Annotated in this window: 24 protein-coding genes; 7 read left to right on the top strand and 17 right to left on the bottom strand. The window is 35.8% G+C overall.

Features of this window, described 5'->3' with window-relative positions; all coding sequences use genetic code 11:
* Positions 1 to 363: 363 nt before the first annotated feature.
* The 5 genes from fabD to ZPR_RS17395 all read right to left on the bottom strand — a co-directional run bounded on the left by fabD (position 364) and on the right by ZPR_RS17395 (position 3,866).
* Positions 364 to 1,245 (bottom strand): ACP S-malonyltransferase, encoded by an 882-nt coding sequence (gene fabD / locus ZPR_RS17415; protein WP_013073071.1) that lies wholly within the window; start codon positions 1,243 to 1,245, stop codon positions 364 to 366.
* A gap of 200 nt (positions 1,246 to 1,445) precedes the next feature.
* Positions 1,446 to 1,946 carry a pyridoxamine 5'-phosphate oxidase family protein gene (locus ZPR_RS17410; protein WP_013073070.1) on the bottom strand — a complete coding sequence of 167 codons (501 nt, stop codon included), beginning with the start codon at positions 1,944 to 1,946 and terminating at the stop codon, positions 1,446 to 1,448.
* Between the two features lie 95 nt (positions 1,947 to 2,041).
* Positions 2,042 to 2,905, bottom strand: coding sequence for a fructosamine kinase family protein (locus ZPR_RS17405; protein WP_013073069.1), 864 nt, complete (start codon positions 2,903 to 2,905; stop codon positions 2,042 to 2,044).
* Complete coding sequence (locus ZPR_RS17400) at positions 2,892 to 3,383, bottom strand: dihydrofolate reductase (RefSeq protein ID WP_013073068.1); 492 nt, start codon at positions 3,381 to 3,383, stop codon at positions 2,892 to 2,894. Before ZPR_RS17400 ends, ZPR_RS17405 begins: the two co-directional genes overlap by 14 nt.
* Positions 3,384 to 3,386: 3 nt before the next feature.
* Positions 3,387 to 3,866, bottom strand: coding sequence for a 2TM domain-containing protein (locus ZPR_RS17395; protein WP_013073067.1), 480 nt, complete (start codon positions 3,864 to 3,866; stop codon positions 3,387 to 3,389).
* Between the two features lie 63 nt (positions 3,867 to 3,929).
* Between ZPR_RS17395 and ZPR_RS17390 the strand changes: the two genes are divergently transcribed.
* Positions 3,930 to 5,015, top strand: a complete 1,086-nt coding sequence (locus tag ZPR_RS17390; protein WP_013073066.1) for an aminotransferase class V-fold PLP-dependent enzyme — start codon at positions 3,930 to 3,932, stop codon at positions 5,013 to 5,015.
* A gap of 124 nt (positions 5,016 to 5,139) precedes the next feature.
* On the opposite strand, the gene ZPR_RS17385 is transcribed toward ZPR_RS17390, so the two are convergent.
* From ZPR_RS17385 to ZPR_RS17355, 7 genes are all read right to left on the bottom strand, one after another.
* Positions 5,140 to 5,421: a DUF427 domain-containing protein gene (locus ZPR_RS17385; RefSeq protein WP_013073065.1), complete on the bottom strand. Its 282-nt coding sequence runs from the start codon at positions 5,419 to 5,421 to the stop codon at positions 5,140 to 5,142.
* 2 nt (positions 5,422 to 5,423) lie between these two features.
* Positions 5,424 to 6,029 (bottom strand): hypothetical protein, encoded by a 606-nt coding sequence (locus ZPR_RS17380; RefSeq protein ID WP_013073064.1) that lies wholly within the window; start codon positions 6,027 to 6,029, stop codon positions 5,424 to 5,426.
* 23 nt (positions 6,030 to 6,052) lie between these two features.
* Positions 6,053 to 7,030, bottom strand: a complete 978-nt coding sequence (locus tag ZPR_RS17375; protein WP_013073063.1) for an L-histidine N(alpha)-methyltransferase — start codon at positions 7,028 to 7,030, stop codon at positions 6,053 to 6,055.
* A 15-nt stretch (positions 7,031 to 7,045) separates the two neighbouring features.
* Entirely contained in the window at positions 7,046 to 8,209 is a 1,164-nt protein-coding gene (egtB, locus tag ZPR_RS17370) for an ergothioneine biosynthesis protein EgtB (protein ID WP_013073062.1), read from the bottom strand.
* Positions 8,210 to 8,482: 273 nt separating this feature from the next.
* The gene (locus ZPR_RS17365; protein ID WP_013073061.1) at positions 8,483 to 8,896 is read right to left on the bottom strand and encodes an energy transducer protein TonB; all 414 of its coding nucleotides are present in this window, start codon (positions 8,894 to 8,896) and stop codon (positions 8,483 to 8,485) included.
* A 34-nt stretch (positions 8,897 to 8,930) separates the two neighbouring features.
* Positions 8,931 to 9,308: an energy transducer TonB family protein gene (locus tag ZPR_RS17360; RefSeq protein WP_013073060.1), complete on the bottom strand. Its 378-nt coding sequence runs from the start codon at positions 9,306 to 9,308 to the stop codon at positions 8,931 to 8,933.
* Between the two features lie 30 nt (positions 9,309 to 9,338).
* On the bottom strand, positions 9,339 to 10,163 hold the full coding sequence (locus ZPR_RS17355; protein ID WP_013073059.1) for a thymidylate synthase: 825 nt from the start codon (positions 10,161 to 10,163) through the stop codon (positions 9,339 to 9,341).
* 156 nt (positions 10,164 to 10,319) lie between these two features.
* On the opposite strand from ZPR_RS17355, the gene ZPR_RS22670 reads away from it, so the two are divergent.
* Positions 10,320 to 11,942: a hypothetical protein gene (locus tag ZPR_RS22670; protein WP_148211764.1), complete on the top strand. Its 1,623-nt coding sequence runs from the start codon at positions 10,320 to 10,322 to the stop codon at positions 11,940 to 11,942.
* A gap of 26 nt (positions 11,943 to 11,968) precedes the next feature.
* Here ZPR_RS22670 and ZPR_RS17345 read toward each other — a convergent pair whose 3' ends face one another.
* From ZPR_RS17345 to ZPR_RS17325, 5 genes are all read right to left on the bottom strand, one after another.
* Entirely contained in the window at positions 11,969 to 12,397 is a 429-nt protein-coding gene (locus ZPR_RS17345; RefSeq protein ID WP_013073057.1) for a VOC family protein, read from the bottom strand.
* An 11-nt stretch (positions 12,398 to 12,408) separates the two neighbouring features.
* The gene (locus ZPR_RS17340; protein WP_041579049.1) at positions 12,409 to 14,106 is read right to left on the bottom strand and encodes a NupC/NupG family nucleoside CNT transporter; all 1,698 of its coding nucleotides are present in this window, start codon (positions 14,104 to 14,106) and stop codon (positions 12,409 to 12,411) included.
* A 22-nt stretch (positions 14,107 to 14,128) separates the two neighbouring features.
* Complete coding sequence (locus tag ZPR_RS17335) at positions 14,129 to 14,752, bottom strand: bifunctional nuclease family protein (RefSeq protein ID WP_013073055.1); 624 nt, start codon at positions 14,750 to 14,752, stop codon at positions 14,129 to 14,131.
* Positions 14,753 to 14,835: 83 nt separating this feature from the next.
* On the bottom strand, positions 14,836 to 15,804 hold the full coding sequence (locus ZPR_RS17330) for an electron transfer flavoprotein subunit alpha/FixB family protein (RefSeq protein ID WP_013073054.1): 969 nt from the start codon (positions 15,802 to 15,804) through the stop codon (positions 14,836 to 14,838).
* Between the two features lie 60 nt (positions 15,805 to 15,864).
* Positions 15,865 to 16,611 carry an electron transfer flavoprotein subunit beta/FixA family protein gene (locus ZPR_RS17325; protein ID WP_013073053.1) on the bottom strand — a complete coding sequence of 249 codons (747 nt, stop codon included), beginning with the start codon at positions 16,609 to 16,611 and terminating at the stop codon, positions 15,865 to 15,867.
* A gap of 311 nt (positions 16,612 to 16,922) precedes the next feature.
* Between ZPR_RS17325 and ZPR_RS17320 the strand changes: the two genes are divergently transcribed.
* From ZPR_RS17320 to ligD, 5 genes are all read left to right on the top strand, one after another.
* Complete coding sequence (locus ZPR_RS17320) at positions 16,923 to 17,900, top strand: pyruvate dehydrogenase complex E1 component subunit beta (protein ID WP_013073052.1); 978 nt, start codon at positions 16,923 to 16,925, stop codon at positions 17,898 to 17,900.
* 64 nt (positions 17,901 to 17,964) lie between these two features.
* Positions 17,965 to 20,451, top strand: a complete 2,487-nt coding sequence (locus tag ZPR_RS17315) for a DUF5686 and carboxypeptidase-like regulatory domain-containing protein (protein ID WP_013073051.1) — start codon at positions 17,965 to 17,967, stop codon at positions 20,449 to 20,451.
* Positions 20,452 to 20,519: 68 nt separating this feature from the next.
* Complete coding sequence (locus ZPR_RS17310) at positions 20,520 to 21,032, top strand: inorganic diphosphatase (RefSeq protein ID WP_013073050.1); 513 nt, start codon at positions 20,520 to 20,522, stop codon at positions 21,030 to 21,032.
* Between the two features lie 183 nt (positions 21,033 to 21,215).
* Positions 21,216 to 21,992, top strand: coding sequence for a non-homologous end joining protein Ku (gene ku / locus ZPR_RS17305; protein ID WP_041579048.1), 777 nt, complete (start codon positions 21,216 to 21,218; stop codon positions 21,990 to 21,992).
* A gap of 2 nt (positions 21,993 to 21,994) precedes the next feature.
* A complete protein-coding gene (gene ligD / locus ZPR_RS17300; RefSeq protein ID WP_013073048.1) occupies positions 21,995 to 24,430 on the top strand; it encodes a DNA ligase D in 2,436 nt (811 codons plus the stop codon).
* Positions 24,431 to 24,439: the final 9 nt, after the last annotated feature.

Below are 24,439 nucleotides of genomic sequence, written 5' to 3'. Positions count from 1 at the left end.
TGTATTTAATTAAATTTAAAATGTTAATAAATATTTATTTGTTAAAATAATTGATTTCAAATTAACTTATTTAAAGTTTAGGAATAACTAAAATTGTGTATTACATGCAAAAAAATAGATAGGTTTGGTAAATTTTAGCCGTGAGAATGATAATTAAAGGGTACAACATTGCAAATTGATACACTAAATGTATTGTTTTAAGTCTTGGTCATTAGCATTGAGAAGAGGCGTGAAAAATTCATGAATTAAAAAACGCCTAATCCCAGGATTAGGCGTTTTTACTCGATTATCGAGATCGAATTTTTTAATAAATGCCTCATGTGCCATTATGAGGTAGTTTACTGAAATATTTTCTTTTAAAAATTAAATCGCAGCAGAGGCAGTTTCCATTTTACGATCTACTTTTTTTACTAATCCTTGTAGCACTTTTCCCGGGCCAACTTCCGTAAAACTTGTGGCGCCGTCTTTAATCATATTTTGTACAGATTGTGTCCACTTCACCGGAGCTGTTAATTGAAATACCAGATTTTTCTGGATTTCTGTAGGATCGGTTACTGCGTTAGTACTCACATTTTGATAGATAGGACAAGAAGGGTTTTTAAAAGTTGTAGCTTCAATAGCAGCAGCCAATTCTTTTCTTGCCGGTTCCATGAGTGGTGAATGAAAAGCACCCCCAACAGGAAGTAGTAAGGCGCGTTTAGCTCCTTTTTCCTTTAAGCTTTCACAGGCTTTTTCAACTGCAGAAATTTCACCAGAAATTACTAACTGCCCTGGGCAGTTATAATTTGCCGCAACTACTATTCCTTCTGTATCTGCGCATACAGCCTCTACTAACTCATCTTCTAAACCTAAAACCGCAGCCATGGTAGATGGAGTAATTTCACATGCTTTTTGCATCGCTAAAGCACGTTGCGAAACCAACTTTAGTGCATCTTCAAATTCTAAAGTATTATTAGCAACTAAGGCAGAGAATTCTCCTAGAGAATGTCCCGCTACCATATCTGGCTTAAAGTCTGCTCCCAATACTTTACTTAAAATAACACTATGCAAAAATATTGCAGGCTGGGTAACTTTAGTTTGTTTTAGATCTTCGGCAGATCCTTTAAACATGGTTTCGGTTATAGAGAAACCTAAAATTTCGTTAGCTCTTTCAAACAGTTCTTTTGCTTCAGCAGATTTCTCGTATAAATCTGCTCCCATTCCTGAAAATTGTGCTCCCTGTCCGGGAAAAACATATGCTTTCATTTTCTAATTTTTATCCCTTCGATCAGGGTTTAATAGCTGTTCCGGTCTTCATCAACCTATGATAGAAACGCGAAATTATAAATTAATGCGCCGTTTTTTTAAAATATAAAACGGTGAAATTTTAGCAAAAATAGTAAGAATAAAAAAGACCTCACAACAAAATACAGTTATGAGGTCCTTCATCAAATACACTTTGGTATTTATAATTCTAATTTTCCTTTTTCTCCGATATCTTTTTGATCCCCGGTAATGGCAGATACCCCCATTTTGAATAATGAAACATATTTATTGGATTTCGTATCCCAATAATAGGCTTCTTCTGGATTTACCTTGATTGCACTTAAATTTGGATCATCTGTACCTCTAAACCAGGTGTCATCTACTTTACTATATAGATCTTCCAAAATGTCTTTTTCGGTTACTATAGCTGCTTTTCCGAAAATGCTGATAAATTCGAAATCCTTAACATCACTATATAATAACTGGACATCGTTATCTTTTACAATATTGGTGTTATGGTCACTATTTAAGCCGCTTAAAAACCAAATGTTCCCTTCAGTATCAATTTTCTTCGTGGTCATTGGTATGGCATCTACTGGTTTACTACCAATATTGGTTACCATCATGCAGGTTTTAATATCGTCTACTAGAGATTTTAATTTCTTTCTGGCTTCGCTATATTCTAAATTTTCTGTACTCATAGTTTTTTAATTTATTATGAAGGTACAATTCAGTGTAGAGCTTTGCAGCTAATAAATTGCTAAAAACAAATGCAGTGCTGTTAAGAATTGTGAAATTAGGTAAAGCGGGCTACAATATTTTGACAGGAGCCTAAATATCCTTTTCCAAATAGATTAAGATGGACGAGTAAATAATAAAGTTGCCAGATAGGGACACGTTCTTCGAAATCATTTTCTACCGGAAACTCTTCAAAATATGTATTGAATAATTCTTCGGAAAATCCGCCGAAAAGCTTCATCATGGATAAGTCCATTTCCCGTGGCGCATAAGCTACGGCCGGATCAATAAGACAAGGGTGGCCGTTAGCATTCACCAGGTAATTACCATTCCATAAATCACCATGTATTAAAGCTGGTTTTTCCTGTGGGATGAGATGATATAATACTGAACAGAATTTTTTAGTATCTCCTAAACTATATCCGTTTTCAGTAGCTAATCTAAATTGAGGTTGAAGTCGCTCTTCAATATAAAAATCTACAATATTTTTATGTGCATTATTACGTTGCGGCAAGCTGCCAATATAGTTATCATCAGAAAAGCCAAAATTGGGCTGTGTATTTTTATGTAAATGAGCCATTTGTTTACCAAAAACCGTCCAAAAATCTGATGATTTAGATCCGGTCTCGCGATATTCCATTAAAAGACAGGAGTAGTCCCCTTTAGTATAGACATCTATTATTTTAGGAGCGTCGATCGCGTTAGTTGCTTTTAGGGCTTTCATTCCTGCCATTTCAGCTTCAAACATTCCTGGGAACCTTATAGCACTATTAACTTTTACTACTTTCTTTCCTTCCGAAGTGTTTAGTAAAAACACATCATTAATGTCGCCGCCGGATAATGGAGCGATATTATTGATTTTTAAGTTGCTTTTTTCTTCAATAATTTTAAAAAGTGGTTTGTAGCCTTTATTTACGCTCATAAGTAAGATAGCTAAAAGAGTATTTATGCTTTTCGTCTTTTTCGTGAAAAACCTCTTCAGTTAACTTCCATTCTTCTTCTGCGATATCAGGAAAAAAAGTATCGGCATCTTCAAAACTTTCATGAACACGGGTAAGTTCAATTTTATCGGTTCTTTCCAGTCCCATTTTATAGATCTCACCACCACCAATTATAAAAGGATTTTCATCTAAATCCTGCGCGATCTTTAGGGCTAAGGATAAACTTTTTACCACATACACCCCTTTCCCGGGATCGTAGTTTTCGTTTCGTGTAATTACAAAATGAGTTCGGTTTGGTAATAATCCATCAAAACTTTCAAAAGTTTTTCGCCCCATAATAATAGGATGGTGGCTGGTTAACTTTTTAAAACGTTTGAAGTCGTCTGGCAGGCGCCATAACAGGTCATTATCTTTTCCTAGCGCATTATTTTCGGCTGCAGCCGCGATCATGGTTACCATAAATTAGTGATTGTAGTTTTGGTCTGGTTTATTGTCTGGGGAAATAGGCTTGAACTTGTCGTTAGGGTCTTTATTTTCGGGAAAACTTTTTTTGCTTTCTTTAGTTGGTAACGGATGGTCTTTTTCTACCTGCTGCTGTAATTTGGCAATTTTCTCTTTTTGTTTGGCGACCAGTTTCTCAATTTGTTTGGCCTGCCATTCTTTACCCATAAAGGTGTTAACCAAAAGCACATTAAAGAAATGAATTAAAAAGATAAACCCCCAAATAAGGACGATCCAAACAAACCAGTCGTAGCCTAAAGGTTGATATTCTTCTTTAAAGCCAATAACCACGTTTAGAATAATAGCTAAAATCGAAGCGCCAAGAAATACGATAAAATGCTGAAATAGTCTTTTTTTCTGAAGTGTTCTTTTTCTGGCGTTTTCGTACAACTCCCGTTGTTCAGCATCCATTTTAGAAGTATTTTTCTTTTTAGAGAACATAAATAAAGGTACTTTAGTGCTTTTAACAAATTTACATTTTTAGAACTGAATTCTTTAAGGCTTATGAGTAATTTAAGAAAAGGCTTTCCCGTTTTAGAGCGATACACCTACCTAAACACTGCAGCTTCCGGTCTACTACACGAAAAAGTTTTAGAGTTCAGGCAGGAACATGATTTAGACTTTTTGATCTCCGGAAGTGTGCTGAAAGAAAATCAGGGTCGACTTTTAGCGAAAGTACGTGAAGAGGTTGGGGAATCTTTTAATTGCGAACCAAACAGGGTAGGATTGGTGCCTAACTTTTCGTATGGCTTTAATACGCTTTTAGAAGGTATTGAAAAGCCTAAAAAAGTATTGTTATTAAATAATGACTATCCATCGATCAATTGGCCGGTAGAATCCAGAGATTTTGAGATTTGTTATGCAGAAATCAATGAATTTTTAGAGGAAAACATTGTTGAGGTTTTAAAGAAAGAACAGCCTCAGTTCTTTGCTTTTAGTATCGTTCAATATATTAACGGAATTAAACTAAGTACCGCTTTTCTCACCCAGCTTAAAAAGGACTTTCCAGAAGTGATTTTTGTGGCCGATGGGACACAGTTTTTGGGAACAGAGGCTTTTGATTTTGATGCGAGTGGGATAGACGTCGTTATTTCAAGTACCTATAAATGGTTAAATGCCGGCTACGGAAATGGATTTATGCTGTTCAACAAAGATATTGAAGGTAAAATATCTCCAAAGCATTTAGGTTTTGGATCGTTGCAGGGAAAATATAAAGCACAGGAAGGTAACTTTCTTGGAAAATTTGAGCCAGGGCATCAGGATACGCTAAACTATGGAAGTTTAGGTGAAGCTCTTAAATTGATAAAAGATATTGGAATTTCAACCATTGAAAGTCTGGTAAATGTTTTAAAAAGCCACGCCAAGCAGGTCTTTACCGAAATGAATTTGCTGGAAGAAGCTGTTGTAAAAAGAGGCGAGCATTCATCCATTTTTAATATTAAAGGCGACGATAAATTATATCAATATTTGCGGGAAAAAGACATTATTGTTTCACAACGTGGAGAAGGACTGCGTGTAAGTTTTCACTATTTTAATACAGAAGAAGAACTAGGGGTTTTGGTAAAGGCGCTGAAAGCTTATAAAAAATAGTTTATTTTTTGATAAAAAGAACATTACAAGTCTTTATTTTCAACTTGACTCAAAATCTCATAGTCTTTGTGATTATTATCGTTAAATAGGTAAGATTTTTTCACTTGCGTAAAAAAACTAATTTTCAAACTTTTATCTCGACACCATTTTTAAAGGCGACGTGATTTTGGATAGGTTTGGCAGCATGACTGGTTTTTGGATAATACCAGGCGGCATCTTCGTTTTTCTCACCATCAATTTCTATAGTGAAATAGGAAGCTAATCCCTTCCAGGGACAACGTGTTTGTTTTTTACTATTTTTAAAATATTCCTTTTTAATACTTTCCATGGGAAAATAATGATTGCTCTCTACCGTTTTGGTTTCAGTACTTTCCGCAATAACCGTATTTTTCCAGATCGCTTTCATAATTACTGATTTTCGATAAAAACCTGAGGTTTTTTATTTGGTTGCTGAATCAAAATTCCGAAGCGATTATCTTCAAGTTTTGCTAAAACTACTTTAGATTGTCCGTTAGTATATACAAACCCCGTCCAGGCACTGTTAAAAGCATTTTCTGAATGTTCAATACTCATTTTAGCGGAAAATGAATAGATATTTTTATCAAGTGCAATGCTATTCTCTTCAGTATTTAGAATAAAATCAGGATGTGTTGTTGTAGTCGTCCCAAACTCGATGTTTTTTAAAGTCTTTTTTATATCGTAAGCAAAACTTCCTTTTAGCTTAACAATTTTGAGATATTCATTTTGATTAAACGCGAGGTCACTTTTTATTTTGGTCTTTTCTGAAAGATATTTTATTACATTACCGTCTTCGATATCAACAAATGTGAGTTTTGTTTCAAAATTAGTATCTATAGCAGATTTTTCAATCGATTCTATCTCAGAAAAGCTGATTTTTCCCTGCGGGATAAACTCTTGTAAAGCTATATTTTCTGATGTTTCAGAATGATTCTGTACCGGGATAAACGCGAAACTTAAAAGAATTGCCGAAAAAAGGAATAGTAACTTTTTCATGGTATAGGGTGTTGATTGTAGCTTTAAAAAGTTTTCCTTCTAAAGATATAATTTTTATAACAGTTTTCCGAATCGCTAAATTCATCCGTAACAGCAAGCCCTGATTCTTTCGCCAGCCACTGTACAATATGATCATCATATTTCTGAGAAATTTCAGTATGAATAGTTTCCCAGGCATCAAAATGAATAGTTAAGCCCAGTTTGTCGATTTTAATCTGTTGTTGCTTGCTGCTTACCAGATAGCTACTAGCTGTCCCCGTTTCAGGATTGTAAGTTTCCCAGTGTTTAAAATCCTCAATATTAAAGTCGGCATCCAATTCATTATTCATCCGTACCAGAAGATTTTTATTGAAAGCTTCTGTGATTCCATGGGGATCATTATAAGCATCGAGGATCTGTTGGGGATTTTTTTTCTGATCAAACCCCATAAATAACATATCTTCTTCGCTCATGGCTTCGCAGATATTTTTTAAAAAATCGATGGCTTTTTCGTGTAAAAGGTTTCCAATATTAGATCCCAACACCATAATCACTTTTTTACGCGAATTATAGTCGGCCAATTTTTCCAAAGTTTTAAAGTAAGTACCTTGCTGGGTTCTGATCTTAACCCCAGGGATTTCAGTTTTTAGGGCTTCTTCCAGTTCGTCTAACACATGTTGGCTAATATCTACCGGTAAGTAATTAAAATCATAATGTTTAGCTACCAGATGTTTCAGTAGAACCTTGGTTTTCTTGCCGTCTCCTGCGCCGAGTTCAATTAAATCGAATCCGTTTTTACCATTAAAAGAATCGGCAATGGAAGCAGTATGCTGTTCTATAATGCCCAGTTCACAATTGGTTAAATAGTACTCTGGCATATTCATGATTTGCTGGAACAGCTTATCACCCTTTTTATCATAAATATATTTGGAAAGCAGATACTTTGGGAAGCTAGTTAGACCTTTGGCAACATCTTCTTCAAAAGCAGTATCGTATTTTGTGGTAGTAGGTGTGGATTTCATAATCTAGGTTGATGGTTATTTAGCAAGGCGAATTCCTGTGAATTGCCAACGTAATGGCGCATGGAAAAAATTGCGATAGGTGGGTCTTGTATGCTTTTTTGAAGTGGCAACAGAGCCTCCTCGAAGGACTTTTTGATTCACCATAAATTTACCATTGTATTCCCCTAAAGCTCCTGGGGCTTTTATATAGCCGGGGTAGGGAGTATAAGCACTTTCTGTCCATTCCCAACGTAATCCCCAGTTAAATTTGCTATTTGCAACTTCCCATTCCTGTTCGGTAGGTAAGCGTAAACCTTTCCATTGAGCAAAAGCAAAAGCTTCGTAATAACTAATGTGACTTAGCGGTGCATCGGGAATTAATTTTTGTAGTCCCTGTAGGGTAAACTGTTGCCATGCGTCATCGATTTTATGCCAATAAGATGGGGCTGAAATCTGATTGGAATTTATCCAATCCCAAGCTTCAGCATGCCATAGTAAAACATCATTGTATCCTCCGTCTTCGATAAATTCGATATATTCTTTATTAGTAACCAGTTTATTTGAAATTTGATAATCGGCTAAGTAAACTTTGTGTCTGCCAAGCTCATTGTCGTAGCAAAAATCGGTACTGTTATGCCCAATCTCATAATTTCCTTTATCTATAGTAATCCATTGCTGGGGAAAATCCTGAATTGGGTTTTCTTCAAACTGGTCATTATATTTAGGGAAAAGCGGATTATTGCCTAAAATATATTTAATATCGGTATAGAGAAGTTCCTGATGTTGCTTTTCATGATGGCAACCAATCTCGATCACCTCAAGAATTTTATTATTTAAATCTTCAGATTCAATAAAATCCTGTAATGCTTTAGAAACATAATTTCGGTATTTATACACCCAGGCAACGGTTGGGCGCGAAAGATTTCCTCGATCGGTACGAATTACTTTTTCACCTACACTTTCATAGTAACTATTAAAAACATAAGCAGAGTGATTATCAAAAAGCTGATATCCGCTTTTATAAGGTTTTAGAACAAATTCTTCGAAGAACCAGGTAGTGTGTCCCAAGTGCCACTTAGGCGGAGAAACATCTACGATAGGTTGAACCACGTAATCTTCAGTTTCCAAAAAAGAACAGATAAGTTCAGATTTTGCTCTGGTTTCATTGAAGAAATCTAATAATTCAGATTGTAAAAGCATAAAAAGAGGTCTGCGATTTGTGCGTATCTCTCAAATTTACAATTTTTTAGAAGTGATAAGTTTTCACCAGCGTTAATCCCAAGTTAAAAAAGGAATAGTGCTAGTAGCGAGTTGAAAAACGTTATTTTGAGCTATTAGATATTAGAATTTAGACCGCTTCCCTTTTAGAATTGAGAACTAAGAAATTAGAGCTTAGATTTTTTATTTCGTATTTGTTGAAAAAAATGAATCAGGGTTAAATAATTAATCTGTAGGTTAATTGTACTGCAAACTTTAAAGCTTAACCGGTATCGTATATTTTATTGAGATAGATTTTCCCGCTCTTTTACCGGGGGTCATTTTAGGTAATTCCTTAAGCATTTTTTCTAATGCTACTTTTATTTCGGGTTCTTTGGTTTCGATTTTATCGATTTGTGCCACTCCTTTTTCATCGATATGCATTTTGATAGTGGCTTTGCCACGAATAAAATCACCGTTTTCTTTACGAGGGTATTTATAAGTAGTTTTTACCAGTTCCAGGAATTTCTTACGAAAGCAGTCGTCCTGATCATTAGTAGGAGATTCACATCCAGGCCACACCGGAGCTATTTCTGAAACAGTAACCGTATTACCTTCAGTTTTTACATGCTCTTGTCCGCAACTTATAAAACTCACCAACAAGCAAATGGTAAATAGTAGATTTTTCATAAAAACTGAAGATAATATAGTTTGGTAATTTTTATTAGAATTTAAATGGAACAGTAAATTCGCGCGCATCAGGTTCTCCCTGAAGTGTACCAGGTTCCATTTTTGGCATTTTTTCGATCATTTCTTTAGCCGCTTCATTTACTAAAGGTTCGTCACCTTCAATATTTAAAACATTTACTTTACCCTCTTCATCAACTTCAAATTTGATGGTCACTTCACCGCGAACATATTCACCGGCGTCATTTTTTGGGTATTTGTAATTTTCTCTAACGTGTTTACTAAGTTTCTTGTTAAAACAGGTTTTTACATTTTTGCTATCCTCACATCCGGGCCAAACTGGTGAGGTTTGCTGTGCTGCCACGGTGGTGATACTTCCAATTACAAAACTTGCTATAAGCAATACGCTTTTCATAATACTAACAATTTTAAATTAAAAATTTGATTATACCGCAACCTTGCCTTTAATAGCCGGATGCGGATCATATCCCTCTAATTTAAAATCTTCAAACGAAAAATCAAAAATATTAGTGATTTCAGGATTCATCTTCATAATAGGTAAGGCTCTTGGTGTTCTGCTTAACTGAAGTTTTACCTGCTCCATATGATTGCTGTAAATATGTACATCACCAAAAGTGTGAATAAAATCTCCCGGTTCGTATCCACAAACCTGAGCCATCATCATCGTAAATAACGCATAAGAAGCAATATTAAACGGAACGCCTAAAAATACATCGGCGCTGCGCTGATAAAGTTGACAACTTAATTTTCCATCAGCTACATAAAATTGAAAAAAAGCGTGGCAGGGTGGAAGTGCTGCTTTACCATTGGCTACATTTTCTGAAAAAGAAACCGCAGTATCCGGCATTACGGAAGGATTCCAGGCTGAAACCAACATTCTTCGACTATTAGGATTGGTCTTTAAGGTTTCTATAATTTCTGAAATTTGATCGATTTCTTCACTATTCCAGTTTCTCCACTGGTGGCCATACACCGGTCCTAAATCGCCATGTTCATCAGCCCATTCATTCCAAATTCTAACGCCATTTTCCTGCAGATATTTAATGTTAGTGTCTCCTTTTAAAAACCAAAGTAGCTCGTAAATGATCGATTTTAAATGTACTTTTTTAGTGGTGACCATCGGGAATCCTTCACTTAAATTAAATCGCATCTGGTAGCCAAAAACACTTTTAGTACCCGTGCCGGTACGATCTCCTTTTTCTGCTCCATGATCTAAAATATACTGTAATAAGTCGTGATATTGCTTCATAATTCTGCTACCCTTTTTTCAAAAAATGAACTAACTAATAAGGCGCTAAAATAATGAATTTGGATTACAGTAATACTACTTTGCCCACGCATTTGTTATAGCAAAACTTTTAAACTAATTATTTAGTTGTATATTACGAAAATAAATTTATCAATCATGCTTCATTACAGATATTACTTCTTAGTCTTTATTTTCTTTCTCCTTTTAAGTTGTAGTCCTTATCATCATTTGGCTAAATATAATTACGTAAATAAGAGCAGGCTTATAAATACTAAAGCAAAAATTACTGTTCAATATTTTGGGGATACGCATTTCGGTTCTTTAGAACAAATTGATAAAACTTCACTTCGATCTTTATTGAAGAAATATCCTTTCCTGAGGATGAAAGATATTCTTGCTTTTTCGGAAACAACGATAGCACCGAGATATGCGGCATATTTATTTCTTAATGAGTATGTAAAAGATATTGATACTTTAGAATTTCCCATAAAAGACACTTTGGCGAAGTCGGTATTATTTCAAACTGCTAATAATCAAAAAAGGGCCTATCTCTTATTAATAAGGCAGGACAGCATAACTATGAAAAGTGTGATTAATGATGGAGAAGAAATTTTAAAAAGTATTCGATTTAAGATAGATAGTAGTAATGCTTTAACCTATTCCAGTGTTTTCGAAAACGTAAGGGACGATATTAATTATCTAAGAGCGAGTAAAAAACTAATAAATGCACCAGTTGAAGATAGCCTTGGGCAAGATTGGATGCAATACCAGTTTTTGACTACTATCAATTCATTTGTACAAAATAATATTATGTATGATAGCCTGATAAATGTATTTGAACAAAAAAGAATACGTAAGCAAAAAATAAATATAGCAAGTATTGATACCTCAAAGATTTATCATGATACCGCTGCCTTTGGTAAAATTTCACAAGAGTCGAAATCTACTAATGTGGTTATGGTGAATGAAAATCACTGGTATCCAAAACATCGAATATTTACAATTCAATTACTGAAGAAATTAAAAAAGAACGGGTTTAATTATCTGGCACTTGAAGCATTGAGTAGTTCTTTTCAGGCTTCAAAGATTACTGAAGAACGACCTTATCCTACATTAAGTGCTGGATATTATATACAGGAGCCCTATTTTGCACATCTTATAAGGATCGCAAAAGAATTGGGATATAAAATTATCGCTTATGAAAGTAGCGATATGGCGGTAGATAGAGAATTAGGGCAAGCCAAAAAACTTGCAGCGATAATAGAAAATGATCCAAAGGCTAAAATCCTGGTACACGCTGGGATTGATCATATTTTGGAAAAGCCAACCAAAAAAGGGAAGCGAATGGCTGTTTACCTCAAAGAAATCACTGGTATAAATCCTTTGACGATAAATCAGGTTGAAATTATTGATAAAACGACCAATGGTCTCACTTTAATACCATTTCATGAACTACCTCCAGGACAAGAAAAGACAAATGACTATTATGTAATAAATAATATACCCACCAATTTAAAAAATACTTATCCAGAAAAAGAGTTTAAAAACTATAAACTGAATTTAAGAAACTTCAATTTAGAGACTACTTTACTTGCTAAAATTTATAATAAAGAAGAATTCGATATTTATAAAAAGAATGCAGTGCCGGTTCTTAATTTAAAGACGAAAAATTCTGATGATCTAGAGATCGCACTACCAGTAAATGATTATGTCCTTATTGTTTTAGGTGAGCAAGGAGAAAAATCAAAAGGAGAAATAAGTCTTAAAGAAGAAATATAAAAAGTATTAGAGTTAGATCGAATTAATTATTCCTGAATGTTTTCATCATAACAAACAAATTCGATAATATTGTTTTCCGGGTCTTTGATAAAAACAGACTTCCATTTAATCCATGGGAAAACTTCAGTCGTAGATTCGAGATTAAGCTCTTCACATTTCAATAAAAAAATATCATAATCTTCTTTTGCAATTTCAAGAGCAAAGTGATGTAATGAAGAGTTTTTAGAATTTATGTCATTTAATTTTTCCTCGAAAGCTGTTGGATTTTCTTTGTGGAATAATGCTAGTGTCTGATGATGTCCGGCATTACCTTCTGCAATTTTGAAAAAGGTGAATTTTTCTGAGTTTCGAATAACTTCTAAACCAATAGTTTGATGATAAAATTCAGTCATGATTTTCATGTTATTTACTCTAATAACAATTTCACCAAGACTTTTTATCTTTCCCTTAATCATACTAAAAAGTTCTACCCAATAATCATTCCTGCGATGGTAGCTGATAGCAAAGAGGCCAGTGTTCCACCGATTACGGCTTTAATCCCGAATTCAGATAAGTTTTTACGTTGTCCCGGGGCTAGAGAACCAATTCCACCAAGCTGAATACCGATAGAAGCAAAATTTGCAAAACCGCATAACATATAGGTTGCCATAATAATCGACTTCTGGTACGTGAAGCTTAATCCTGAAGCGGCATTTTTAAGTTCTGCTAATTGTATATATCCCACAAATTCACTTGCAGCAAGTTTAATGCCTAGTAGTTGTCCCATTAACATCATATCCTCCTTGGCAACACCTATAAGCCACATCAGGGGAGCGAAAACCGTTCCCAGAACTGCTTCGATTGAAAATGTTTGATAAGGCGTATTTGCCGCCAGCACATCATTAAGATGAGTGATTTGCCCTACTTTGGCAAAGCCATAATTAATCATTGCGATTAAAGCCACAAAAACCAACAACATTGCACCTACATTGGCAGCAAGTTTTAAACCTTCAGTGGTTCCAATAGCAATAGCATCCAGTACGTTAGATCCTATTTTTTCAGAAGAAACTTCTACATCGGTATTAATTTTTTCCTGTTGTGGGTATAATATTTTAGAAATCACAATTGCTCCCGGAGCAGCCATTACCGAAGCAGCCAGTAGATGCTTGGCAAACTCTAATCTAGCCATGGGGTCGTCTCCCCCTAAAAATCCTATATATGCAGCTAAAACGCCACCAGCCACAGTAGCCATACCGCCAATCATTACCAGTAAAATTTCAGAACGTGTCATACGCTCTAAATAAGCTTTAATCATTAAAGGAGCTTCTGTTTGGCCTAAGAAAATGTTTCCGGCAACGTTTAAGCTTTCTGCCCCAGAGATCCCTAATAACTTCGTAAGTACCAGCGCAAACCCTCTAACAACCACCTGTATAATTCCGTAGTAAAAAAGAATAGAGGTTAACGCTGAAAAGAAAATAATGGTAGGCAATACCTGAAATAAAAAGATGTATCCAAAACTAGAGGTGTCCATAAGTCCGCCCAAAAGGAATTCACTTCCTGCTGCGGTAAATTCTAATATCTTCACAAAGATTTTTCCCACAAATTCGAAAGTTGATTTCACCCAATCGATTTTTAGAACACCGTAAGCCAGTAATAATTGCATTCCAAGACCTATCCCAACGGTTTTCCAGTTAATGGCTTTGCGGTTACTGCTAAATGCAAATGCAATAACAATAAGCGAAAACATCCCCAAAATTCCACGTAGAATTCCTGTGGTGGTAATTCCCTGATTTGGAATGATTTTTTTAGCAGTTTCAGCTGGGATTACTTCAGCTATTTTAGGTTGATAAGCTTTGAGGTTAATTGCATTTCTCCCGCTTTTAAGAATCATGGAAGAGTCTGATAATTTGGTGACCCGGTAGTTTTCCATGTCCTTTTTAGGTTTACCATAAAAGAAAACGAGAATATCATTTTGATACATATAGTCACCACGAGCTACTGTATCCTTTTCTTTAGAGAAACTAAACCTGCCTTTTTGTATGGTGAGTACGCTTCCTGGTTTAAAGATTTCGACAGCCAGGCTATCGACATTTTTTTCGATTTTCCAGCTTTTAGTTATGTTCTGAGCCTGCAATGTCGTTACACTCAATACCATAAAGAAAAGAAGGTATAATAATCTCTTCATATTTAATTTAAATAGGGGAGTATTAATGTCTTTTAGAGATTTCGTCTCTTAACCTTGCTGCTTTTTCATAATCTTCGTTTTGAACAGCCTGTGAGAGTAAGCGTTCTAATTCGCTTAAAGATAACTTCTTGTAATTATTATCTTCTTTTGAGATCTCTATATCGTCCGGGAGAAGTTCTTCAGAAATTATTTCTTCCTGATTTTCTTCTTTTTCGTTTTTCTGTTGTTCTTCGCCCTGGAGGTAAATTCCGGCTTTTTCCAGAATATTTTTATAAGTGAAAATAGGGGCTTCAAACCTTAAAGCCAAAGCAATGGCATCACTGGTACGAGCGTCTATTATCTCTTCTATTTTATCTCTTTCGCAGATAAGACTTGAGTAAAAAACACCATCTACAAGTTTATGGATAATTACCTGTTTCACAGTAATATCGAATCGGTCAGAAAAGTTTTTAAATAGATCGTGAGTAAGGGGTCTTGGAGGCCTGATTTCTTTTTCGAGTGCAATTGCTATCGACTGAGCCTCGAATGCACCAATTACGATGGGTAATTTTCTATCCCCACCAACTTCACTTAATATTAGAGCGTATGCTCCATTTTGGGTTTGACTATAAGATATTCCTTTGATATTCAGACGCACTAAACTCATATTCCATAAATTAAAAAAGGCTGTCTAAATAGAGCATTTTACTAAATTTAGACAGCCCTTTTAAGGGGTGCAAGTTATAAAATTTATGCATTTTTCGCCTTAAATTCCTTCAATTTTTCATTTAGCTTGGGAACAATTTCAAAAGCATCACCAACAACCCCATAATCTGCGGCTTTAAAGAAAGGCGCTTCTGGATCGTTATTAATCACGACTTTAGTTTTAGCAGCGTTAATTCCTGCTAAGTGCTGTATAGCTCCTGAAATTCCTACCGCGATATAAAGATTTGAAGCTACTGGTTTTCCTGTTTGGCCCACGTGTTCGCTATGGGGTCTCCAGCCCATATCGCTTACTGGTTTAGAGCAAGCAGTAGCCGCACCAAGGATATCGGCCATTTCTTCGATCATGCCCCAGTTTTCCGGACCCTTGAGTCCGCGTCCACCAGAAACTACAATCTCTGCATCAGCAATAGTGACTTTGTTTTTAGCCTTATCTACTGCCGTTACGTTTACGGTAAAATCTTCTGCTGAAAGCTGTGGTTCAAAAGCTTCAACACTTGCAGACCCTTCACTTTCTTTTAATCCGAATGCATTTTTTGAAAGTCCTACAACTTTCACTTCGGTAGTGATTTCAGTGAAATTAAAAGCCTTATTAGTAAAAGCTGTTCTTTTTACCTGAAATGGAGAAGTGCTTTCTGGTAAGGCTACAACATTAGAAGCATAACCGGCTTCTAGATGAACAGCAACAAGAGGTGCGATATATTTTCCATTAGCGGATTGGTCTAAAACTACCACTTTCGAAGATTCTTTTTTAGCTGCCTGTTTAATGGCATCAGCATACGCTTCTGCATTAAAATCTTTTAATTTATCGTTACTAACGCTAAGTATCTTATCCACACCGTATGTACCAAGTTCGCTGGTATCTTCGGCATTAAAAGTAATAGCGGTAAGACTGGTGCCCATCGCATCTGCAATAGCCTTGGCGTAGGATGCTGCTTCCAGAGCACCTTTTTTAAATTTTCCGTCTTCTGACTCTGTATATACTAAAACTGACATTTTTTTAAATTTTTTAGATTAAAAACCTTGATTGAAAATCGATATTAACCGACTTAAAGTTTAGATCACCTTAGCTTCGTTATGTAGTAAATCAATTAATTGATCCAGGTTTTCAGGGTCTACTAATTTTACTTCACCTTTTGGTGCCGGTTTTTCAAATTTTACTGCTTTAGTAGCAACTTCAGCCCCGCTGGGTTCTACAACATTTAGTGGTTTTTTACGAGCCTGCATGATCCCTCTCATATTTGGGATCTTAAGATCGCTCTCTTCCACTAATCCTTTTTGTCCACCTATTACCAAAGGTAAACTGGCGGTTAAGGTTTCTTTACCGCCATCGATTTCCCGGATGGCAGTAGCTTTATCGCCTTCAATTTCTAGTCCAATACAGGTATTTATAAAATTAGCTTTAAGCATACCGGCCAATATTCCGGGAACCATTCCTCCATTATAGTCTATAGATTCTCTACCGCATATAATAAGATCATAGTTTCCTTCGCTGGCAACTTTGGCTAATTCCTTAGCTACCTGAAAACCGTCCGTAGGTGCCGTATTAATACGTATTGCAGTATCTGCGCCAATAGCGAGTGCTTTACGTAACGTAGGTTCGGTTTCTGCTCCCCCTACATTGATAATATCTACACTGGCGCCCTGCTTTTCTTTAAACCACATAGCACGCGTTAAACCAAACTCATCATTAGGATTTATAACAAATTGAACCCCGTTGGTGTCAAATTTACGATCGCCATCGGTAAAGTTAATTTTTGAGGTTGTATCAGGTACATGACTAATACACACTAATATTTTCATATTTAAAGTTCTTTTTCTATTAAACGATATAGCTACGAAGTTACATAAATAAATTATAAAATACTATGCATGCATAGTAAAAAAATCATAAAAAATGACTTGAGATTTAATTTAACCTCAAAATATTCTGGTTTTGTCACAGTTTTAATAATAAAATACTTGATTTTTTAATGATATGACCGTTGTGTTAAGGTGCGAAATCAGCAAGTTGTGCATCGTCGTAAATTTTTAATGGTTTATGTGGTAAAAACTTTATCGAATTACTATTTTTGTTGTCCTATAAGTTATAAAAATTAATATCAAGAACTATAATGAAGACAATTCAATTTAGGGAAGCCGTTCAACAGGCTATGAGCGAAGAAATGCGCAAAGATGAGTCCATTTATTTGATGGGTGAAGAAGTAGCCGAATATAACGGTGCATATAAAGCTTCTAAAGGAATGTTGGACGAGTTTGGACCAGAAAGGGTAATAGATACTCCAATCTCTGAGCTTGGATTCTCAGGAATCGGTATTGGTAGTGCTATGAATGGAAACCGTCCTATTATAGAGTTCATGACCTTTAACTTTTCCCTTGTTGGAATCGATCAAATTATAAACAACGCAGCCAAAATTCGCCAAATGAGTGGTGGACAATTTAACTGTCCTATCGTATTTAGAGGACCAACAGCTTCTGCTGGTCAGCTTGGTGCCACGCACTCACAGGCATTTGAAAGCTGGTATGCAAACTGTCCAGGTTTAAAAGTAATCGTACCCTCGAATCCTTACGATGCAAAAGGGCTATTAAAAGCTGCAATTAGAGATGACGATCCAGTGATCTTTATGGAAAGTGAGCAAATGTATGGTGATAAGGGTGAAGTCCCAGAAGAGGAATATGTAATCGAAATCGGTAAAGCCGATATTAAGCGTGAAGGTACAGACGTAACTATTGTTTCTTTTGGTAAAATCATCAAAGAAGCCTATAAAGCTGCGGATGAATTGGAAAAAGAAGGGATTTCTGCGGAAGTTATCGATCTTCGTACCATCCGTCCTATGGATCACGCAACGATTATAGAATCTGTTAAGAAAACCAATCGTTTGGTTATTCTTGAAGAAGCCTGGCCATTCGGAAATATTTCTACAGAAATTACTTACCAGGTACAAGAGCAAGCATTTGATTTTCTTGATGCGCCAATTATCAAAATAAATACGGCAGATACACCTGCACCTTATTCTCCTGTTCTTCTTAAAGAGTGGTTGCCTAATAGTGAAGATGTTGTTAAAGCTGTAAAAAAGGTGATGTACAAGTAAAAGAGATAACCTATATTTGACCCCTCTTCCCGTTTAAGGTTGAGGGGTTTTTTTGTATGTCTTTATGAAAAATATTCTTTTATCTACCCTAATTATTTTTAGCTGCTTTCAGGTTTTTTCACAAACCCAGATTAGCGGTATCGTTGTAGATGAGAGTGGTGTAGGGATTCCTTTTGCCAATGTGATTTTTACCGATTCTAAGGAAGGAACTACAACAGATGGGGATGGTAACTTTTCACTGTCTTCATCCAGAGATTATACGTCGGTTACTTTTTCATTTTTAGGTTATCAAACAAAGGATGTAAGTCTTAAGAATAAGGATGTAAATAATTTAAAGGTTACGCTCTACGCTTCATCTGAGTCGCTTTCAGAAGTGAAAATATACAAGGGCAAGACCTCGAAAAAGAATAATCCCGCTATAGATATCCTAAGGAAGATTTGGGCCAACAGACGGGATAATGGGGTAAAGAAATTCGATCAATACGCTTACCGCAGGTATGAGAAACTGGAATTCGATCTTAATACCATTGATAGCGCGCTAATTAAGAGCCGGATATTTAACGGAATGGAGTTTATTTTTGAAGATTTGGATACTAACCGAATTACCGGTAAAACTTATTTACCTATTTTTTTAAACGAATCTGTTAGTAGAGTGTACGGGGATAATACCACCGGGCAGGAGCTTACCGAATTAAAAGGAAATAAAAATTCTGGTTTTAGTGATAACCAGGTATTAATTTCAACGGTACGTGATATTTATGATGAGATCGATGTGTATGATAATTATCTGCGATTTTTTGATAAAAACTTTGTTAGTCCTCTTTCTAAAACCGGTATTAATGTTTACAATTATGTGTTAGCTGATACCGCTTATGTAGATGGTAAATATTGTTATAATATTTTTTATTACCCCAGAAGGGAAAATGAACTTACGTTTAGCGGTGATTTTTGGGTTAATGATACCACCTGGGCCATAAAAGATATTAATTTAGAAATGTCTAAGGGAGCTAACCTTAACTGGGTGAAAGGAGTTTATATAGAGCAGGAATTCGATGTTTTAAACGATTCTGTTTTCTTATTAAAAAGAGATTTTTTTCAGGCAGATTTCGCTTTACGGGATAAGGAAGATTCACGTGGCGTCTACGGAAAAAGAACGGTGCTTTATGACCAATATGAGTTTGATAAAGAGCGTCCATCATCTTTTTATAATAAACAGGTAAACAGGTTTAGGGAAGAAGTTTATAATCGCGAAGATGATTTTTGGCAGGAAAACAGGCTTGAAGAATTAAATGGTGATGAACGCGGCGTATACGATATGCTGGATACGCTCAAAACCGTAAAACAATTTAAGCGCTTATATAATGTGTCTACTGCACTTGCCACCGGCTATCTGGATTTTGATGGCTGGGATTACGGACCTATATTTTCTTCCGTCGGATTTAATGATGTAGAAGGGATACGATTAAGAGGCGGTGGGCGCACCTATTTTTCGCAACATGATAAATGGCGTATTGAAGGTTATGGCGCCTACGGTTTTAAGGATAATAAGTTTAAATATGGAATTCAGGGTAAAATATTACTGGATCCAGAGAACCGTTTAATAATTTCAGCCGGGAATAGACGAGATGTAGAGCAATTAGGAACCAATCTAACCAATACCACCGATGTTTTAGGACGAAGTTTAGCCTCTTCAGCATTAATTAGTACAAGTGGCAATAATAGTCTAAGTTCGATTAATCTTTCTGTGTTAGCAGTGGAAATTGAACCGGTTAATAATTTAACTTTTAGGGTGAGTGGTTCTTATCGTGAAATTGAAGCAGCCTCTGAAGGTTTTAGTCTTGATTTTTATACTGATGAAACCAGAACCCAGGTGTCTTCTGAACTAAAACAAACCGAAATTTCTAATCTTCTTATGTATACCCCCGGTAGAAAAACAGCCGGCTATGGTGTAGAGCGGGAAGAGGTGGAAGACGATCATGCCACTATTTTTCTAAATTATACACTAGGTGTTAAGAATATTTTTCAAAGTGATTTTGATTATAAAAAGCTTCAGCTTTTTTATAATCAACCCTTAATGATCGGAGGTTTCGGAAGGGCCAATGTAAGTTTTGAAGCTGGTAAAACTTACGGGGAAGTACCATTGGCCTTATTAAGCGTTGTACCGGGGAACCAGACTTATTTCCAGCTTTATAACACCTTCTCACAATTGGATTATTATGAATTTGTGACCGATACTTATGTAGCCGCTCATTTTGAACATAATTTTAACGGTCGTTTATTCTCACGGCTTCCACTCTTAAGGGATTTAAATTTGCGTGAAATTGTTGGGATAAAAGGAGTTTGGGGAGAAATCTCAGATGATAATGTTCGCTTAAATGCTTCGGATATTCCATTGGTAGCGCCTAATGACGAACCTTACTGGGAGTATAGCTTAGGAATAGGGAATATTTTTAAGATATTAAGAATCGATGCTCATTTTCGGGGAAATTATTTAGAGAATCCCGATGCACGAAAATTTGGAGTGACTATAAATTTTGGTTTTCACTTCTAAATCAGCAGTGTTAAGAATAGAATTCACTATATTTGATAATCTATTAAAGTTCAACAAAAACAAATAAAATGTCAGAAACTTTTGATGTACTAATTGAAATTCCGAAGGGAAGTAGAAATAAATACGAATACGATTTTCAGTTAAAAAAAGTACGTTACGACAGGATGATTTTTTCTTCAATGATGTATCCTGCAGATTATGGTTTTATTCCAGAAACTTTAGCTTTAGACGATGATCCATTAGATGTTCTTGTGCTTGTAAGTGAGCCTACTTTTCCTGGTATCGTTATGGAAGTAAAACCTATTGGTGTATTCCATATGGCAGATGAAAAAGGACCAGATGAGAAAATTATTTGTGTACCCGTTTCAGATCCTATCTGGAATAGACTTAATGATCTTAAGGAATTAAATGGTCACTTGATTAAAGAGATCGAACATTTCTTTAAAGTATATAAAGATCTGGAAAAGAAAAAAGTTGATGTTGGTGATTGGGGTGATGCTGCAGAAGCAAAACAAATCATCAAAGAATGTATTAAGCGATATGAGAGCTACGAAGGGGATCAAAATCGTCTTAAATTATAATACATTTTAAAATAATTTAGTCCTAATGAGGCAGCGAAGCAATAACGGTAGTTATTGCTTTTTTATTTTTATATGTTTTTTAGCATATAAGGATTCGAAATTTCCCCAGTGCATTTATTTTAACGTCTTTACAACGTAGGTACGCTCATATTTCCTTTAATTTTAAAAGAAAGCAGAGAAAATATGAGATCTATTTGGAATGGTTCAATAAGTTTTGGGTTGGTGTCGATCCCTGTAAAATTATATTCGGGTTCTGAAGATCGAAAGCTCGATCTCGATATGTTAGACCGTCGTGATCATGGCAGGATTCGATATAAGCGTGTAAACGAAGATACCGGCAAAGAAGTAGAGTGGAAGGATATCGTAAAAGGATTTAAAAAAGATGAAGGGTATGTGGTCTTGGAAAAAGAAGATTTTGAAAAGGCCAATATGAAGAAAAGCAAAACCATCGATATCGAAGAATTTATCGAAGAAAAAGAAGTTGCAGATGTCTTATTTAAAAAACCTTACTTTTTAGAACCGGAAAAGGAAGGCGGTAAATCGTATAATTTGCTTCGTAATGCTTTAAAGAAAACCAAAAAGCTGGGAGTAGCTACTTTTGTGATGCGCCAAAAGGAACATCTTAGCCTGGTAGGAGTTTATAATGATGCATTGGTACTGCATGTTATTAGATTTGCGAATGAGATTAGAAATCCAAAAGAGCTAAAATTACCAAAAACCAAAGTACAAAAGAAAGAAGTAGATATGGCGATTTCGCTTATCGATCAATATACTACAAGCTTTAGTTTAGATAAATTTAAAGATGTTTATAACGAGCAATTACAAAAGATAATCGATTCTAAGGCTGCCGGCGAAACTCCAGAGACAGAGGATTATGATAGCAAACCAACACCGGCAAAAGATTTAATGGCGCAATTAAAAGCCAGTTTAGATAAAAAGAAAAAGAATAAAGCCAGCTGATTGTGAGTTTAGACGAGTATCAAAAGAAACGAAATTTTAGTCATACTCCTGAACCTACGGCTGAAGAAAATAGCGAAAACTTACATCGATTTGTAATTCAGCGACACCAGGCCAGGCGTTTACATTACGATTTGCGCCTTGAAATTGGTGGCACCCTTAAAAGTTGGGCGGTTCCTAAAGGTCCATCAATGAACCCTGCTGATAAACGACTTGCCGTACATACGGAAGATCACCCTATTACATATTTAAAATTTGAAGGAGAAATTCCCAAAGGTAATTATGGCGCTGGCCAGATGGATATTTGGGACGAAGGTCAATTTTCCAGTGCACTAAGCGATAAAAATCTGCTTCAGCAATATCAAAACGGAGATTTGAAACTTCAATTTTTAGGAAAAAAACTTAAAGGCGAATTTGCACTTGTAAATACCAAGCAGGGCAAAGACAACCATTGGTTGCTAATTAAAAAGAAGGATGAATTTGCAACAGATCTTATATATGATGCGGAAGCTTATGCTGTAAAAACTGCTGTAGCACATAAAAAGGGAAAAGCGCCCAAAGTACGAAAACTAAAACCTGAAGATACTGTAAAACCAATGTTGGCCTCAACAGCAAAAGAAATTTTTAATCATCCCGATTGGATTTATGAGTTAAAATGGGACGGTTATCGATTAATGGCACATGTAGATGATGGTAAAGTTCGTATTTATTCCCGAAACGGAATAAATTATAATTCCAAATTCCCAAAACTGGTAAAGGATTTAGAGCAGATTGATCACCAGGTGATTTTGGATGGCGAAGTGGTGATCGTGGATAAAAATGGTCTTCCGGATTTTCAGGCACTACAAAATTACCATAGCAAAACTCCCGGAACCTTAAGATTCTATGTTTTTGATATGCTTTTTTTAAATGGGCATAGTATGCTAGAGCTGCCCCTTAAAGACCGAAAAAGTCTTATCCCAGAAGTTTTGGAAGGTTTAGACCATACTTTTTATTGCGATCATATAGAAGGTATGGGGATGACTTTTTATAAAAAAGCTATTGATAGTGGCATGGAAGGAGTGATCGCCAAAAAAAATGATTCTACCTATGCACTGGGATATCGTACCGAAAGCTGGCTAAAAATTAAAGCGGTAGAAAGTGAAGAAGCTATAATTTGCGGATATACCGATTCTAAAGGAGCTGTTTTTGGATCACTAATTTTAGGGATGTATAAAGAGGGAGAACTTACCTATGTAGGCAACTGCGGAAGTGGTTTTTCTAACGATCAGCAAAAAGAACTGCTAGGAAAAATGGAAAGTCTTGCTATGGAATCGTCCCCTTTTGCCAAAAAAATAAACCTGAAAGGCAAAACTCCAAACTGGATACATCCTGAACTGATTTGTGAAGTGAAGTTTTCTGAATGGACCAAAGCTGGGGCGTTGCGACATCCGGTTTTTAAAGGTTTGCGTAACGATAAGACCGCTCTAGAAGTACAGTCAGAAGTCCAAATTAAAACTCCTGAACCTCCTGATGTTTCGGGGCAAGCGACTTCAAATTCAGGGAATCTTGATATAGAAGGGATTTCAGTACCCTTTACCAATCTGGGTAAAATGTACTGGCCAAAAGAAAAAATAAGAAAATATGATCTTATAGAGTATTACCTTCAGGTTTCAGACACAATGCTTCCATATCTACTAGATCGTCCGCAAAATTTACATCGTCATCCTAACGGAATTCAGCAAAAAGGTTTTTATCAGAAGGATAACGAAAGTTTACCAGATTGGATCCATACAACTACTATTTACTCAGAATCTGCGAACAAGAAGATCGAGTATATGCTGTGCCAAAATGAAGCCACTTTATTATATATGGTAAATTTGGGGTGTATTGAAATTAATCCCTGGCACTCTAAAATTCAGGATTTGGATCGGCCAGACTATGGAGTGATTGATTTGGATCCTTCAACTCATAATACTTTTGAGGAGGTTATTGAAACTGCCCAGGTGGTTAAAGAGGTGCTGGATTTAGCAAAAATTGAAGGGTATTGTAAAACTTCAGGATCACGTGGCCTGCATATTTATATTCCGTTTGCTGGTATATATTCTTATAAAGAAGGCCGAGATTTTATAAAATTACTCTGCTATTTTGTACAGGATAAATTGCCTGAACTCACTAGTATGGAACGGGCGGTAAAAGCCCGAAAAGGAAAAATTTACCTCGATTATTTACAAAATCGCCGGGGACAAACCATTGCAGCACCATATGCTGTTAGACCTCGAAAAGGAGCAACAGTATCAACACCTTTAAAATGGGATGAGGTGAAGAGCGGTTTAAAAATTACTGATTTTAATATTTTTAATGTCCCTCATCGACTTTCAGAAGAAGGGGATCTTTTCAGTAGTCTGCTTTCCAAACCCATCGATATGGAAAAAGCAATCGGAAATCTGAATGCCGAATAAAATTAGTAA

The sequence above is a fragment of the Zunongwangia profunda SM-A87 genome, assembly GCF_000023465.1.
In the GTDB taxonomy this organism is placed as follows: domain Bacteria; phylum Bacteroidota; class Bacteroidia; order Flavobacteriales; family Flavobacteriaceae; genus Zunongwangia; species Zunongwangia profunda.
Note: the sequence above shows the minus strand (reverse complement) of the source record. Positions and strands in the feature narration are given on the sequence as shown.

Excerpts from the sequence above, each read along its gene's own strand:
- fabD (WP_013073071.1), bottom strand. The coding sequence starts at position 1,245 with ATGAAAGCATATGTTTTTCCCGGACAGGGAGCACAATTTTCAGGAATG.
- ZPR_RS17410 (WP_013073070.1), bottom strand. The coding sequence starts at position 1,946 with ATGAGTACAGAAAATTTAGAATATAGCGAAGCCAGAAAGAAATTAAAA.
- ZPR_RS17405 (WP_013073069.1), bottom strand. The coding sequence starts at position 2,905 with ATGAGCGTAAATAAAGGCTACAAACCACTTTTTAAAATTATTGAAGAA.
- ZPR_RS17400 (WP_013073068.1), bottom strand. The coding sequence starts at position 3,383 with ATGGTAACCATGATCGCGGCTGCAGCCGAAAATAATGCGCTAGGAAAA.
- ZPR_RS17395 (WP_013073067.1), bottom strand. The coding sequence starts at position 3,866 with ATGTTCTCTAAAAAGAAAAATACTTCTAAAATGGATGCTGAACAACGG.
- ZPR_RS17390 (WP_013073066.1), top strand. The coding sequence starts at position 3,930 with ATGAGTAATTTAAGAAAAGGCTTTCCCGTTTTAGAGCGATACACCTAC.
- ZPR_RS17385 (WP_013073065.1), bottom strand. The coding sequence starts at position 5,421 with ATGAAAGCGATCTGGAAAAATACGGTTATTGCGGAAAGTACTGAAACC.
- ZPR_RS17380 (WP_013073064.1), bottom strand. The coding sequence starts at position 6,029 with ATGAAAAAGTTACTATTCCTTTTTTCGGCAATTCTTTTAAGTTTCGCG.
- ZPR_RS17375 (WP_013073063.1), bottom strand. The coding sequence starts at position 7,030 with ATGAAATCCACACCTACTACCACAAAATACGATACTGCTTTTGAAGAA.
- egtB (WP_013073062.1), bottom strand. The coding sequence starts at position 8,209 with ATGCTTTTACAATCTGAATTATTAGATTTCTTCAATGAAACCAGAGCA.
- ZPR_RS17365 (WP_013073061.1), bottom strand. The coding sequence starts at position 8,896 with ATGAAAAATCTACTATTTACCATTTGCTTGTTGGTGAGTTTTATAAGT.
- ZPR_RS17360 (WP_013073060.1), bottom strand. The coding sequence starts at position 9,308 with ATGAAAAGCGTATTGCTTATAGCAAGTTTTGTAATTGGAAGTATCACC.
- ZPR_RS17355 (WP_013073059.1), bottom strand. The coding sequence starts at position 10,163 with ATGAAGCAATATCACGACTTATTACAGTATATTTTAGATCATGGAGCA.
- ZPR_RS22670 (WP_148211764.1), top strand. The coding sequence starts at position 10,320 with ATGCTTCATTACAGATATTACTTCTTAGTCTTTATTTTCTTTCTCCTT.
- ZPR_RS17345 (WP_013073057.1), bottom strand. The coding sequence starts at position 12,397 with ATGATTAAGGGAAAGATAAAAAGTCTTGGTGAAATTGTTATTAGAGTA.
- ZPR_RS17340 (WP_041579049.1), bottom strand. The coding sequence starts at position 14,106 with ATGAAGAGATTATTATACCTTCTTTTCTTTATGGTATTGAGTGTAACG.
- ZPR_RS17335 (WP_013073055.1), bottom strand. The coding sequence starts at position 14,752 with ATGAGTTTAGTGCGTCTGAATATCAAAGGAATATCTTATAGTCAAACC.
- ZPR_RS17330 (WP_013073054.1), bottom strand. The coding sequence starts at position 15,804 with ATGTCAGTTTTAGTATATACAGAGTCAGAAGACGGAAAATTTAAAAAA.
- ZPR_RS17325 (WP_013073053.1), bottom strand. The coding sequence starts at position 16,611 with ATGAAAATATTAGTGTGTATTAGTCATGTACCTGATACAACCTCAAAA.
- ZPR_RS17320 (WP_013073052.1), top strand. The coding sequence starts at position 16,923 with ATGAAGACAATTCAATTTAGGGAAGCCGTTCAACAGGCTATGAGCGAA.
- ZPR_RS17315 (WP_013073051.1), top strand. The coding sequence starts at position 17,965 with ATGAAAAATATTCTTTTATCTACCCTAATTATTTTTAGCTGCTTTCAG.
- ZPR_RS17310 (WP_013073050.1), top strand. The coding sequence starts at position 20,520 with ATGTCAGAAACTTTTGATGTACTAATTGAAATTCCGAAGGGAAGTAGA.
- ku (WP_041579048.1), top strand. The coding sequence starts at position 21,216 with ATGAGATCTATTTGGAATGGTTCAATAAGTTTTGGGTTGGTGTCGATC.